Here is a 14,489-nt window from a genome sequence, read left to right on the forward strand (position 1 = left end):
TCACGGAATATTCGGAACTTTCGATTCATCCGCCCCTCGCGGCAGAGGAAGTGACACGGTGCAGACCGAAAAGAACCAGCAGGACAAGGTAGTCGACTACCTGAAGAAGGTCACCGCCGACCTCCGGCGGGCCCGCCAGCGGGTCCAGGAGCTGGAGACCCGCGGCGAAGAACCCCTCGCCATCGTCGGCATGGCCTGCCGCTACCCGGGCGGCGTCAGCTCGCCCGCGGACCTGTGGCGGCTCGTCACCGACGGCACGGACGCCATCACCACCTTCCCGACCGGCCGCGGCTGGGACGAGGACCTGTACGACCCGGACCCCGACCGCATCGGCAAGAGCTACACCCGCGAGGGCGGCTTCCTGCACGACGCCGACGCGTTCGACGCGGGCTTCTTCGGGATCTCGCCGCGCGAGGCGCTGGGCATGGACCCGCAGCAGCGGCTGCTCCTGGAGACCACCTGGGAGACGTTCGAGCAGGCCGGCATCGACCCGGCGTCGGTCCGCGGCACGGACATCGGCGTCTACGCCGGCGTCATGTACTACGACTACGCCCCGCCGGTGCGCGACATCCCGCAGGACCTCGAAGGCATCCTGATGACGGGCAACGCCGGCAGCGTCATCTCCGGCCGCCTCGCCTACTCCTTCGGCCTGACCGGCCCGACGGTCACCGTCGACACGGCCTGCTCCTCCTCGCTGGTCGCCCTGCACCTGGCCGGGCAGGCCCTGCGCAACCGCGAGTGCTCGATGGCCCTCGCGGGCGGTGTCGCCGTCATGCACACCCCCAGCACCTTCGTGGAGTTCAGCCGCCAGCGCGGTCTCGCCGCCGACGGTCGCTCGAAGTCCTTCTCGGCCGACGCGGACGGCGTGGGCTGGGGCGAGGGCGTCGGCATGCTGCTCGTCGAGCGGCTCTCGGACGCCCTGCGCAACGGGCACCAGGTCCTCGCGGTCGTACGGGGCACGGCGGTCAACCAGGACGGCGCGTCCAATGGCCTGACGGCCCCCAACGGGCCCTCGCAGCGCCGCGTCATCCGCCAGGCCCTGGAGAACGCCCGCCTGTCGCCCGCCGACGTGGACGTGGTCGAGGCGCACGGTACGGGCACCCGGCTGGGCGACCCCATCGAGGCGGACGCGCTGCTCGCGACGTACGGCCGCCAGCGGCACGGCCAGGAGCCGCTGTGGCTCGGCTCGCTGAAGTCCAACATCGGGCACACGCAGGCCGCGGCCGGTGTCGGCGGTGTCATCAAGATGGTCGAGGCCATGCGCCACGGCGTCCTGCCCAAGAGCCTGCACGCGGGGGAGCCCTCGCCGGAGGTGGACTGGTCGGCGGGCGCGGTGGAACTGCTGGCCGAGGCGCGGGACTGGCCGGAGACGGGCCGCCCGCGGCGCTCGGCGGTCTCGTCGTTCGGTGTGAGCGGGACGAACGCGCACGTGGTGCTGGAGCAGGCCCCGGTGGTCGAGGAGCCCGTGGCTGAGGGCGTTGTTCCGGCTGTGGTCCCGTTTGTCGTCAGCGGCCGTACGGCCGGTGCGCTGAAGGGGCAGATCGAGCGGCTGCGGGAGTTCGCGGCCGGCTCGGCCGCCCGGCCTGCGGACATCGGCTGGTCGCTGGCCGCCGGACGCGCGGTGTTCGACCACCGGGCGGTCCTGGTGGGCGACGAGGTCGTGGAGGGCGTCGCCGGGTCGGGTCGGCTCGGTGTGCTGTTCACCGGTCAGGGCGCCCAGCGGGCCGGTATGGGCCGTGAGCTGTACGGGGCGTTCCCGGGGTTCGCGGCTGCCTTCGACGAGGTTCTGTCGCACCTGGACGGGTCGCTGCGCGAGGTGATCTTCTCCGGTGAGGGCCTGAACGAGACCGGCAATACGCAGCCGGCGCTGTTCGCGCTTGAGGTTGCTCTCTTCCGTCTGGTCGAGTCGTGGGGTGTGAAGCCGGAGGTTCTGGCCGGCCACTCCATCGGCGAGATCGCCGCCGCGCATGTGGCCGGTGTCCTGTCGCTCGAGGACGCTGCGGCTCTGGTGTCGGCGCGTGGTCGTCTCATGCAGGCGCTCCCGGCCGGTGGTGCGATGGTCGCCGTCCAGGCTTCCGAGGAGCAGGTTCTCCCGCTGCTCGCGGGCCGGGAGAAGAGTGTCGGTATCGCGGCGATCAACGGCCCGACGTCCGTGGTCATCGCGGGTGTCGAGGCCGATGTCCTGGAGATCGCCGGTTCTCTCGGTGTGAAGTTCAAGCAGCTCACCGTCAGCCACGCGTTCCACTCGCCGCTGATGGAGCCCATGCTGGCCGACTTCCGCAAGGTCGTTGCCGGGCTGACCTTCCACGCCCCGCAGATCCCCGTCATCTCCACGGTGACCGGCCGGCCGGCCACGGCGGAGGAGTTGACCTCGGTCGACTACTGGGTCGACCACGTCCGCCGCCCCGTCCGCTTCGCCGACGCGGTCCGCACCATCGAGGCACGCGGTGTCGAGTCCCTCCTCGAACTCGGCCCCGACGCGGTCCTGTCCGCCATGGCCGCGGAGGTCGAAGGCCTCACCGCCTCGCCCGCCCTGCGCAAGGGCCGCCCGGAGCCGGAGCAGCTCATCGCCTCCCTCGGCAGGCTGTTCACCAGTGGTGTTCCGATCGACTGGACCTCGTACTACGAAGGTTCCGGCGCCCAGCGCGTCGACCTCCCCACCTACGCCTTCCAGCACGAGCGCTACTGGCTCATCACCGAGCCCGGCACGGCCCAGGCCCCCGCGTTCGGCCACCCGCTGCTCCGCTCGGCCGTCCAACTCGCCGACGGGGAAGGCCTGGTCCTCACCGGCCGGGTCTCCCGCGCCGCCCACGCCTGGCTCGCCGACCACACCGTCCTCGGCACCGCGACCCTGTCCGGCGCGGCCTTCGCCGAGCTCGCCGTCCAGGCCGGCGACCACGTCGGCTGCGGCACCGTCGAGCGGCTCACCCTCTCCGCGCCGCTGGTCGTCCCCGAGCAGGGCAGCGTCCAGCTCCAGCTGATCGTCGCCGCCGCGGACGCCTCCGGCCGCCGCGAGCTGGGGATCTTCTCCCGGCCCGACGGCGAGGAGCACCCCTGGACCCAGCACGCCGACGGCCTCCTGGCCGCGACCGCCGGCCCCGCCCCGGCGCCCGTCACCACCTGGCCGCCGGCCGGGGCGACGGAGGTCGACGTCGAGGACGCCTACGGGCGACTCGCGGCCCGCGGACTCGGCTACGGACCCGCCTTCCAGGGCCTGCGCCGCGCGTGGACCTCGGACGGCGAGCTGTTCGCCGAGGTCGACCTCGCCGACGAGCAGCACGCGGAGGCCGAAGAGTTCGCCCTGCACCCCGCCCTGCTCGACGCGGCCCTGCACGCCGCCGTCCTCACCGGGACCGCCGTCCCGCAGACCGCCGACGCCGACACCGACACCGACGCCGACGCGGCGATCACCCCCCTGACCTGGTCCGGGATCGCCGTCCAGGCCACGGGCGCGAGGTCCCTCCGGGTCCGGATCACCCCGCAGGGCGACGGATCCCTGGCCCTGTGCGCGGTCGACGCGGAGGGCGCGCCCGTCGCCACCGTCAAGGCCCTGACCTGGCATGCCGTACGGCCCGAGGAGCTGCGCCACACCACCGCCGCCGAGGGCGGCCGGGACGGGCTCTTCCAGCTGGACTGGCTGCCGGTCACCGACGCCCGCTCCGTCGAGCCGGTCGAGGCCCCGGTGCTGCGCTCCGCCCGGGACTTGGCGGACCTCGACACCGCTCCCGCCGTGGCGGTGGCCTCCCTGGACGCCACCGGCGACGTACGCACGGCCACCCGGTCCGCACTGGAGCTGATCCAGGGCTGGCTGGCCGACGAGCGGTTCACGGACTCCCGACTCGTCGTCCTGACCGGCGGTGCGGTCGCCACGGACGGCCGGTCCCGGCCCGCCGACCCGGCCGCGGCCGCCGTGTGGGGCCTGCTCCGGTCGGCGCAGAGCGAGAACCCGGGCCGCCTCACGCTCGTGGACACCGACACGGCCGACGTCCCGGCCGCGGCCGCCTCCGCCGCCGGCGTCGCCGTCGCGACGGACGAGCCCCAGCTCGCGCTCCGCGAGGGCATCGCCCACGCCCCGCGCCTGGTGCGGACCCGGACCGACGCCGCCCCGGACCCGGCCGGTGCCTTCGGCGGCCCCCAGGGCACCGTCCTCATCACCGGCGGAACGGGCGCCCTCGGCGGCCTGCTCGCCCGCCACCTGGTGACCGCGTACGGCGTCCGGCACCTCCTGCTGACCAGCCGCCGCGGCCTCGCCGCGCCCGGCGCCCGGGAGCTGGCCGACGAACTGACCGGCCTCGGCGCGGACGTGACGGTCGCCGCCTGCGACGCCGCCGACCGCGAGGCCCTCGCGGCTCTGCTGGCCGGCGTACCGGCCGAGCACCCGCTGACGGCGGTCGTCCACACCGCGGGCGTCACGGACGACGGTGTCGTGGCCTCGCTCGACGCCGAGCGGTTCGACCGCGTCCTGCGCCCCAAGGCCGACGCGGCCCGCAACCTCGACGAGCTCACCCGGGACCTCGCCCTGTCGGCGTTCGTCCTGTACTCCTCCGTCTCCGGTGTGCTCGGCGGCGCGGGACAGGCCAACTACGCCGCGGCCAACGCCTACCTCGACGCCCTCGCCGAACAGCGCCGGGCCGCGGGACTGCCCGCACTGTCCCTCGCCTGGGGCGCGTGGGGCGGCGGTGGCATGGCCGGCGAGCTGGGCGAGGCGGATCTGACCCGACTGCGCCGCACCGGCATCGTCCCCCTCACCCCCGAGCACGGCCTGGCCCTCTTCGACGCCGCAGTGCAGCACGGGAACCGCACCGGCCGCGCGGTCCTCGTACCGGCCCCGCTCGACACCGCGGTCCTGGGGCGGCAGACGGACACGCTGCACCCCGTCCTGCGGGCCCTCGTACCGGCCGCGAACCGGCGCAGCGCGTCGAACAGCGCCGGCGAACAGGGGCCGTCGCTCGCCCAGCGCCTGGCCGGGCTGTCCGCCGAGGCCCAGATCGGCGAGCTCACCGCGCTGGTCAGGACCCAGGTCGCCCGCGTCCTCGGCCACGGCGGCCCGGAGAGCGTCGACCCGGAACGCGCCTTCAAGGAGCTCGGCTTCGACTCGCTGACCTCGATCGACCTCCGCAACCGGCTGGGCGGAGCGACCGGCCTGCGCCTGCCGGCCGCCCTCGTCTTCGACCACCCGACGCCGGAGGCGGTCGCCGGATACCTCCGCGCCGAACTGCTCCCGCAGTCCGGCGGCGCCGCCGACGACACCGAGGACCCGCAGGAGCGCGAGCTGCGCGAGCTGCTCACCACGATCCCGCTCGACCGGGTCCGCCGGGCGGGACTGCTCGACCTGCTGCTCGGACTCGCGGGCTCCGACCCGGAGGCGGCGGGCGGCCACGGCGCCGCCGCGGCCGAAGGCGCCGCGGCGGGCACCGGCGACGCACGGGACGCCGCCGATGCCATCGACGCCATCGATGCCATCGACGACATGGACGCGGAAAGCCTGCTGCTGCTGGCGGGTGGCGGCCCGACCGCCTGACGACAACCCGCCCCTACGCACCAGAGAGAGCGTCATGACCAACCTGAACGAACAACTCGTCACCGCGCTGCGGTCCTCACTGAAGGACGTGGAGCGACTCAAGCAGCAGAACCAGCAGCTGATGTCGGCCGGCCGCGAACCCGTCGCCATCGTCGGCATGGCCTGCCGCTTCCCCGGCGGCGTCGGCTCGCCCGAGGACCTCTGGCGCCTCGTGTCCGACGGTGTCGACGCGGTCGGCCCCTTCCCGGACGGCCGCGGCTGGCCCGAGGACCTGTACGACCCGGACCCGGCCAAGTCCGGTACGACGTACGCCAAGGAGGGCGGCTTCCTCTACGACGCCGACCGGTTCGACCCGGGCTTCTTCCGGATCTCCCCGCGTGAGGCGCTCGCGATGGACCCCCAGCAGCGGCTGCTGCTGGAGGTCGCCTGGGAGACGATCGAACGGGCCGGCATCGCCCCCGAGAGCCTGCGGGGCAGCAAGACCGGCGTGTTCGTCGGCGGCAACGGCCAGGACTACCCCCTGCTCCTGACCGACCCGCCGAAGGAGATCGAGGGCCTGCTCATCACGGGCAACGCGGCCAGCGTCGCCTCCGGCCGGATCTCGTACACGCTGGGCCTGAACGGCCCGGCCGTCACCCTCGACACGGCGTGCTCCTCCTCGCTGGTGGCCCTGCACCTCGCCGTGCAGGCGCTCCGCGCCGGCGACTGCTCCATGGCGCTCGCCGCCGGGGTCACGATCATGTCCACGCCCTCCGGCTACATCGAGTTCAGCCGCCAGCGCGGGCTCGCCCCGGACAGCCGGTCCAAGGCGTTCTCGGCGGACGCGGACGGCGTCGGCTGGGGCGAGGGCGTCGGCATGCTGCTCGTCGAGCGCCTGTCGGACGCGCAGCGCAACGGCCACAAGGTCCTCGCGGTCGTACGGGGCACGGCGGTCAACCAGGACGGCGCGTCCAACGGCCTGACGGCACCCAACGGGCCCTCGCAGCGCCGCGTCATCCGCCAGGCCCTGGAGAACGCCCGCCTGACGGCGGCGGACGTGGACGCCGTCGAGGCCCACGGCACGGGCACCCCGCTCGGCGACCCCATCGAGGCGGACGCGCTCCTCGCCACGTACGGCCGGGAGCGGCCGGAGGGCCGGCCGCTGTGGCTGGGCTCGGTGAAGTCGAACATCGGGCACACGCAGGCGGCCGCCGGCGTCGCGGGCATCATCAAGATGGTCGAGGCCATGCGGCACGGCGCCCTGCCCCGCACCCTGCACGTCACGGAGCCGACGCCGGAGGTGGACTGGTCGGCCGGCGGCGTGGAGCTGCTGACCGAGGCGCGGGACTGGCCCGAGACGGGCCGTCCGCGCCGGGCCGGAGTCTCCGCCTTCGGGATCAGCGGGACGAACGCGCACGTGGTGCTGGAGCAGGCTCCGGCGGTCGAGGAGCCCGTGGCCGAGGGCGTTGCCCCGGCTGTGGCCCCGCTCGTCGTCAGCGGCCGTACGGCCGGTGCGCTGAAGGGGCAGATCGGGCGGCTGCGGGAGTTCGTGGCGGGTTCGGATGCCCGCCCGGTGGACATCGGCTCCTCGCTGGTGGCCAGCCGCTCCCTGTTCGACCACCGGGCTGTGATCGTCGGCGATGAGGTCGTGGAGGGTGTTGCCGGGTCGGGTCGGCTCGGTGTGCTGTTCACGGGTCAGGGCGCCCAGCGGGCCGGGATGGGCCGTGAGCTGTACGAGGCGTTCCCGGCGTTCGCGGCTGCCTTCGACGAGGTGCTCTCCCACCTGGACGGCTCGCTGCGCGAGGTGATCTTCTCGGGCGAGGGCCTGAACGAGACGGGCAACACGCAGCCGGCGCTGTTCGCGCTGGAGGTCGCTCTCTACCGCTTGGTCGAGTCGTGGGGTGTGAAGCCGGAGGTTCTGGCGGGTCACTCGATCGGCGAGATCGCTGCTGCGCACATCTCAGGTGTCCTGTCCCTTGAGGACGCGTGCGCCCTCGTCTCGGCACGTGGTCGTCTGATGCAGGCGCTGCCCGAGGGCGGCGCGATGGTCGCCGTCCAGGCGTCGGAGGAGCAGGTTCTCCCGCTGCTCGCCGGCCGGGAGAAGACCGTCGGCATCGCCGCCGTCAACGGCCCGAAGTCGGTCGTCCTGGCGGGTGTCGAGGCCGACGTCCTGGAGATCGCGGGCTCGCTCGCGGTGAAGTTCAAGCAGCTCACGGTCAGCCACGCGTTCCACTCGCCGCTGATGGAGCCCATGCTCGACGACTTCCGCAAGGTCGTTGCCGGGCTCACCTTCAACGCCCCGCGCATTCCGATCGTTTCCACGGTCACGGGTCAGAAGACGACTGCCGAGGAGCTGACCTCGGTCGACTACTGGGTCAACCACGTCCGCCGCCCGGTCCGCTTCGCCGACGCCGTCGAAGCCATCGAGGCCCAGGGCATCGGACACCTCCTCGAACTCGGCCCCGACGGCGTCCTGTCCGCCCTGGCCGCCGACCTCACGGAGATCCCGGCAGGCCCTGCCCTGCGCAAGGGCCGCCCGGAGCCCGAGCAGCTCATCGCCTCCCTCGGCCGGCTGTTCACCGCGGGCATTCCGATCGACTGGACCTCGTACTACGAAGGCTCCGGCGCCCGGCGCGTCGATCTGCCGACCTACGCCTTCCAGCGCGAGCGCTACTGGCCCGACGGCGCCTCCCTCGCCCGGTCCGCCGAGGCGCGCGACGGCCACGCGACGGCGGCGGCCGCGCCCGTCGCTCCCGAAGGTCCGCTCGACGTGGCCGAGTTGGTGCGCACCCAGGTGGCCGCCGTGCTCGGGCACTCCGATCGGGACGGGATCGACGACCGGCAGTCGTTCACCGACATGGGGATCAACTCCATCGCGGTCGTCGAGCTGCGCTCCCGGATCCGGGACGCCTCCGGCATCGTGCTGAATGCCGCCGACGTCTTCGACCACCCCACGGTCGCCGCCCTCACCGAGCACCTCAGCGCCACCCTCCCCACCGCTCCGCCCGCCCCCGCCGCTCCGGCGGACGGGCTGGTGGAACGCTTCCGGCAGGCGTGCCTGGCGGGCCGCGGGCCGGAGGGCATCCGGTTCCTCGCCGCCGCCTCCCGGCTGGCCGCCGAGGAGCCCGCAGGCGGCGCCGTGCGCCGGCCGGTCCGCTTCTCCCCGGCCGACGACGGCCAGGCGGCCGGTGCGGCCGGTGCGGGCGGCGAGAGCCCCGTACTGATCTGCTTGCCGTCCTTCGTCGCCCCGGCCAGCCCCCTCCAGTACACCCGCCTCGCCGCCGCCCTCGGCGACGACTACACCGTCCGGGCGCTGTCCCTGCCCGGCTACGAGCACGGCGAGCGGCTGCCCGCCACCCTCGACGAGGCGGTCCGCGACCAGGTGGCGGCCGTGCGGGAAGCCGCCGGCGGCCGGCCGTTCGTCCTGGTCGGGTACTCATCCGGCGGCTGGATCGCGCACGCCGTCTCGGAGGCCCTCGACGCCGACGGCGGGCCGCGGGCCGACGGCATCGTCCTCCTCGACACCTACCTGCCGGGCGACGCCGAGACGGCGGAGCTCCAGACGTCGCTGTTCCGGCAACTGGCCGCCCGGCCCGAGCTGGTCGCCATGGTGGACGACACGAAGCTGATGGCGATGGGCCGCTACCTGTCGCTGTTCGAACACTGGTCGCCCGCGGTGGCGGCCACCGCGCCGACGCTGGTCGTGCGCGCCGTCGACTTCCTGCTGGAGCCCGGCGACACCCCCTTCGGCAGTCCGCGCGCCGGATGGCCGCTGCCGCACACCGAGGTGGCCACGGCGGGCGACCACCTCACCGTCATCGAGGAATTCGCGGAACCGACGGCGAAGGCCGTCGACCACTGGCTGGCCGGGCTCGTATGAGCACGACCCTCGGAAAGGACCTTCCCTTGTCCATCGGAACGACCATCGAAGCAGGCGGAGTCGACCTGCTCAGCTGGAGCTTCGTGCAGGACCCCTACGCCACGTACGACAAGCTCCGGGAGGAGCGCGCCGTACGCCGCCACGTGGTCAAGACCCTCGCCACCGAACTCCACGCGTGGGTCGTGACCGACTACGAGAACGGCCGGGCGCTGCTCGCCGATCCGCGCCTGTCCAAGGACGCGGTGAACCTGCCGGCCGTGGTGACGGCACAGTCGGTGGACGCCGACTTCCGGGCCACCGAGCAGCCGCGCAGCATGCTGTTCAGCGACCCGCCCGAGCACACCCGGCTGCGCAAGCTGATCGGCAAGGCGTTCACCATGCGCCGGGTCCAGAAGATGCGGCCGTGGATCGAGCAGACCACCGACGCGCTGCTGGACCGGATCGTTCCCGGCGCGGAGTTCGACCTCGTCGAGGACATCGCCCTCGCGCTGCCGATCTACGTCATCGGCAATCTGCTGGGTGTCCCCGAGGAGCGGTTCGAGGACTTCAAGACGTGGAGCGGCGCCCTCGCGAGCGTGGGCATCTCCGCGGAGGAGAAGCAGAAGGCGCTCGGCCAGGCCTTCGCCTACCTTGGGCAGCTCGTCGCCGAGAAGCGGGCGAACCCCGGCGAGGACATGGTCTCCGCGCTGATCGAGGCCGACGACGACGGGGTGCGGCTCACCGACACCGAGCTGATGTCGACGATCTTCCTGGTGATGAACGCCGGCTACGAGACCACCGCCAACATGATCAGCAGCGGGGTGCTCGCCCTCCTCGACCACCCCGACCAGCAGGAGCAGCTGCGCGCCGACCCGTCCCTGATCCCGGGCGCGGTCGAGGAGTTCCTCCGCTACGAGAGCCCGCTGAACCTCTCGACGATCCGCTACACCACCAGCCCCGTCGAGGTCGGGGACGTCACCATCCCCGAGGGTGAGATCGTCTTCATCGCGCTGATGTCGGGGAACCGCGATCCCGAGAAGTACGCGGACCCGAACCGGCTCGACGTGACCAGGCCGTCGGCCCATTCCCACCTGTCCTTCGGCCACGGCGTGCACCACTGCCTCGGAGCCCCGCTCGCACGCCTCGAAGGCGAAATCATCTTCGCCAAGCTCCTGGAGCGATTCCCGGACTGGCGGCTGACCGTCGAATCCGCCGCTCTCGAATGGCGGTACACGGCGCAGTTCCGCGGCCTGGAAAGGCTTCCGGTCCGCATGGCGTGACCGGCCGAAAACCCGAAACACATTCCGTCACACGTCACACGTCACACGTCGACACGTCACACAACGAAAGGCACCACAGCCATGGGCAAGGGCAAGGACATCGTCAACCGTTTCTTCGAGGCCGGCCTGCGGGACGACATCGAGGCCGCCGCGGCCTGCTTCACGGACGACGGCCGCTGGATCATGGCCGAGGGCGCGGAGCCGGGCACCACGTACACCCGTGAGGAGATCCCGGCCTTCCTCGACAAGATCATCGGCCTGCGCAAGGAGTACGAGGCCAAGGGGATCACGCTGGAATACGGCGAGCTCCTCGAGGTCGAGGACCGCGTCATCCTCGAATTCACCGTGAACTCGCCGGACGGAAAGGTCCTCGACCGGGCCGTCGACCTCTTCACCATCCGCGACGGGAAGATCGCCGTGAAGGACGTCTTCCGCAAGGCGTAGCGGAACCAGTCACAGGAACACCCGGGAAAACGCAGGAGAAGAAACACACTCATGACCGACGATCTCTGGATACGGAAATTCCACCCGGCCCCCGAGGCCCGGACGCGCCTCGTGTGCCTCCCGCACGCCGGCGGTTCGGCCAGCTTCTACTTCCCGGTGTCCCGGGCCCTGTCGCCGGACATCGAGGTGCTGGCCGTCCAGTACCCCGGCCGCCAGGACCGTCGGTCCGAGCCGGTCATCACCGAGGTCGGCGTCCTCGCCGACCACGTGGTGGAGCAGCTGGGCGGGGCCGGCGACGACGACCGCCCGCTGGCCCTCTTCGGGCACAGCATGGGCGCGCTGGTCGCCTTCGAGGTGGCCCGCAGGCTCCAGGCCCGCGGGACCGCCCCGTCGGCACTCGTCGTCTCCGGCCGCCGCGCCCCGCACCTCCAGCGCGAGGCCCACGTCCACAAGCGGTCGGACGACGGCCTGGTGGCCGAACTGAAGGCGCTCAGCGGCACCGACGCCGACCTCCTGGGCGACGAGGAGATCCTGCGGATGATCCTCCCGGCCATCCGGGGCGACTACCAGGCGGTCGAGACCTACCGCATCGCCCCCGGGCCCGCCCTCACCTGCCCGCTCCTGGCCCTCGTCGGGGACACCGACCCCCGGGTGGACGTCGAAGGCGTCCGCGGCTGGGCGGAGCACACCGACGCGGACTTCGAGCTGACGGTGCTGCCGGGCGGGCACTTCTACCTCGTCCACGAGCAGGAGGCCGTCCTCTCCGCGATCCGCACGCGCGTCGCCGCGCGCCCGGTCGCGGTCTGACGGGAATCCGCCATGCCGAACAGCACACCGAGTACGGGCGGTTCGCTCCTCGCCATCAGCGACCTGCACATCCACTACGAAGAGAACCGGCGGATCCTCGACGAGCTGCGGCCGGAGACGGACGAGGACTGGCTCCTCGTCGCCGGTGACGTCGGCGAGATCGCCTCCGAGATCGAGCAGGCGCTGCGCCTGCTCGCCGGCCGGTTCGCGAAGGTCGTCTGGGCGCCGGGCAACCACGAACTGTGGACCCCCCGGGAGGACCCCCTCCAGCTCCGCGGCGAGCAGCGCTACCTGCACCTCGTGGAGATGTGCCGCTCGCTGGGCGTGGTCACGCCCGAGGACCCGTACCCGGTCTGGGAGGGCGAGGGCGGCCCGGTCACGGTCGCCCCGCTCTTCCTGCTGTACGACTACACGTTCCGCCCGCCGGGAGTGACCTCCAAGGAGGTCGCGCTCCGGCTGGCGGAGGAGGCCGGCGTCGTCTGCACCGACGAGTTCCTGCTCCACCCCGACCCCTACCCGAGCCGGGAGGCCTGGTGCCGGGCCCGGCTCGCCGCCACGGAGGCCAGGCTCGCCGCCCTCCCCGCCGGCACCCGGACCGTACTGGTCAACCACTACCCGCTGGTGCGGGAGCCCACCGACGTGCTCTGGCACCCCGAATTCGCCCTGTGGTGCGGCACCGAGGCGACCGCCGACTGGCACCGCCGATTCCGCGCCGCGGCGATGGTCTACGGCCACCTGCACATCCGCCGGACCATCCACCGCGACGGGGTCCCCTTCGAGGAGGTCTCGCTGGGCTACCCGCGCGAGTGGAACCGGCGCCCCGGCGGGCCGGGCGGCCTCGTGCGCATCCTGCCCGTCCGGGCGGCGACGTACGACCATGCCGGACACACCCGAGGACGACAGGGGGCCCGCCCGTGATCGAGGAACTGCTGCCCGCGACGGCCGCCGCCGCGGAAACCTTCGGGGACCTGCCCGAATCCGTGCTGTACCCGCAGGAGAAGGCCCTGGTGGCCGACAGCACCGACGAACGCAGGAGGGAGTTCGCGACGGTACGGGGCAACGCCCGCACGGCGCTGGCCCGGCTCGGGATCCCGCCCGCCCCCATCCTTCCGGGCACCCGCGGCGCGCCCGGCTGGCCCGCGGGCATCGTCGGCAGCATGACGCACTGCTCCGGCTACCGGGCCGCGGCGGTGGCACGCGCCACCGACCTGGCGGCGATCAGCGTGGACGCCGAGCCCAACCGGCCGATCTCCAACTCGGGCATGCGCGCGCTGGTCACGATCCCCGAAGAACGCCTCTGGCTGACCCAACTGGCCCTGCGGCGCCCCGACGTGCACTGGGACCGGCTGGTCTTCAGCGCCAAGGAGAGCGTCTACAAGGCCTGGTACCCGATCACGGGCCAGTGGCTGGACTTCGACGAGGTGATGATCACCGTCGACCCGGAGACCGGCACCTTCCACGCCCGCCTGCTGGTCCCGGGCCCGACGGTGGACGGCACCCGCCTCACGGCCTTCAGCGGTACCTGGCTGGCCCGCCGCGGACTTCTGATCACCGCGATCGCCCTGCCCCGCGCCGCACGACCGTCGGCCGCCGGCGCGTTCCCGCAGGCCGCACACCGATGACTTCTTTCGCACGACGTACGAGGAGTACCTGTCATGACCATCAGCGATGAGCCCACCAACCACCCGGTGAACAGCCGCGGGCGCGTGGCCGAGTTGCAGTCCCTGCGTGAGCAGGCGCGGCGCGGGCCGAGTGACCGTGCGACCGAGGCGCAGCACGCGAAGGGCAAGCTGACCGCGCGTGAGCGCATCGCGCTGCTCCTGGACGAGGGTTCGTTCAAGGAGGTCGAGCAGCTGCGCCGGCACCGGGCGACGGGGTTCGGCCTGGAGGCGAAGAAGCCCTATACGGATGGTGTGATCACCGGGTGGGGGACGGTCGAGGGCCGTACGGTCTTCGTCTACGCGCACGATTTCCGGATCTTCGGCGGGGCGCTGGGTGAGGCCCACGCGACGAAGATCCACAAGATCATGGACATGGCCATCGCGGCCGGTGCCCCGCTGGTCTCCCTCAACGACGGTGCGGGCGCCCGTATCCAGGAGGGCGTCTCCGCCCTCGCCGGTTACGGCGGCATCTTCCAGCGCAACACGAAGGCCTCGGGTGTCATCCCGCAGATCTCGGTGATGCTGGGCCCGTGTGCCGGCGGCGCCGCCTACAGCCCGGCGCTGACGGACTTCGTGTTCATGGTGCGGGACACCTCGCAGATGTTCATCACCGGTCCGGACGTGGTCCGTGCGGTGACGGGTGAGGAGATCACCCAGAACGGCCTCGGCGGCGCGGACGTGCACGCCGAGACGAGCGGTGTGGCGCACTTCGCGTACGACGACGAGGAGACGTGCATCTCCGAGGTCCGCTACCTGATCTCGATGCTGCCCTCCAACAACCGGGAGAACCCGCCGGTCCACGAGACGAGCGACCCGGCGGACCGGCGTTCCGAGGTGCTGCTGGATCTGGTGCCGGCGGACGGGAACCGTCCGTACGACATGCTGAAGGTGATCGAGGAGCTCGTCGACGAGGGCGATGTCCTGGAGATCCACGAGCG

8 protein-coding genes are annotated in these 14,489 nt (G+C 72.6%); all 8 read left to right on the forward strand.

The window, feature by feature from the left end; translation table 11 throughout:
* The first annotated feature begins 7 nt into the window (after window positions 1-7).
* The gene (locus ACFWBN_RS10105) at window positions 8-5,521 is read left to right on the forward strand and encodes a type I polyketide synthase (protein ID WP_385173502.1); all 5,514 of its coding nucleotides are present in this window, start codon (window positions 8-10) and stop codon (window positions 5,519-5,521) included.
* Between the two features lie 34 nt (window positions 5,522-5,555).
* Window positions 5,556-9,380, forward strand: a complete 3,825-nt coding sequence (locus ACFWBN_RS10110) for a type I polyketide synthase (RefSeq protein WP_385173460.1) — start codon at window positions 5,556-5,558, stop codon at window positions 9,378-9,380.
* Window positions 9,381-9,406: 26 nt separating this feature from the next.
* Window positions 9,407-10,639, forward strand: a complete 1,233-nt coding sequence (locus ACFWBN_RS10115; protein WP_385173463.1) for a cytochrome P450 — start codon at window positions 9,407-9,409, stop codon at window positions 10,637-10,639.
* 81 nt (window positions 10,640-10,720) lie between these two features.
* Window positions 10,721-11,083 (forward strand): nuclear transport factor 2 family protein, encoded by a 363-nt coding sequence (locus tag ACFWBN_RS10120; protein WP_385173466.1) that lies wholly within the window; start codon window positions 10,721-10,723, stop codon window positions 11,081-11,083.
* A gap of 51 nt (window positions 11,084-11,134) precedes the next feature.
* On the forward strand, window positions 11,135-11,890 hold the full coding sequence (locus tag ACFWBN_RS10125; protein WP_385173469.1) for a thioesterase II family protein: 756 nt from the start codon (window positions 11,135-11,137) through the stop codon (window positions 11,888-11,890).
* Window positions 11,891-11,902: 12 nt separating this feature from the next.
* A complete protein-coding gene (locus ACFWBN_RS10130; RefSeq protein WP_385173471.1) occupies window positions 11,903-12,808 on the forward strand; it encodes a metallophosphoesterase family protein in 906 nt (301 codons plus the stop codon).
* Window positions 12,805-13,512: a 4'-phosphopantetheinyl transferase gene (locus ACFWBN_RS10135; RefSeq protein WP_385173474.1), complete on the forward strand. Its 708-nt coding sequence runs from the start codon at window positions 12,805-12,807 to the stop codon at window positions 13,510-13,512. The genes ACFWBN_RS10130 and ACFWBN_RS10135 overlap by 4 nt, the downstream gene beginning before the upstream one ends.
* Window positions 13,513-13,545: 33 nt before the next feature.
* The coding region (locus tag ACFWBN_RS10140; protein WP_385173477.1) for an acyl-CoA carboxylase subunit beta at window positions 13,546-14,489 on the forward strand (944 nt) is incomplete at its 3' end.

Source organism: Streptomyces sp. NPDC059989 (genome assembly GCF_042736975.1).
GTDB lineage: Bacteria > Actinomycetota > Actinomycetes > Streptomycetales > Streptomycetaceae > Streptomyces.

Bases quoted from the DNA above. Each gene is read 5' to 3' on its own strand.
- ACFWBN_RS10110 (WP_385173460.1), top strand. From the start codon at position 5,556: ATGACCAACCTGAACGAACAACTCGTCACCGCGCTGCGGTCCTCACTG.
- ACFWBN_RS10120 (WP_385173466.1), top strand. From the start codon at position 10,721: ATGGGCAAGGGCAAGGACATCGTCAACCGTTTCTTCGAGGCCGGCCTG.
- ACFWBN_RS10125 (WP_385173469.1), top strand. From the start codon at position 11,135: ATGACCGACGATCTCTGGATACGGAAATTCCACCCGGCCCCCGAGGCC.
- ACFWBN_RS10130 (WP_385173471.1), top strand. From the start codon at position 11,903: ATGCCGAACAGCACACCGAGTACGGGCGGTTCGCTCCTCGCCATCAGC.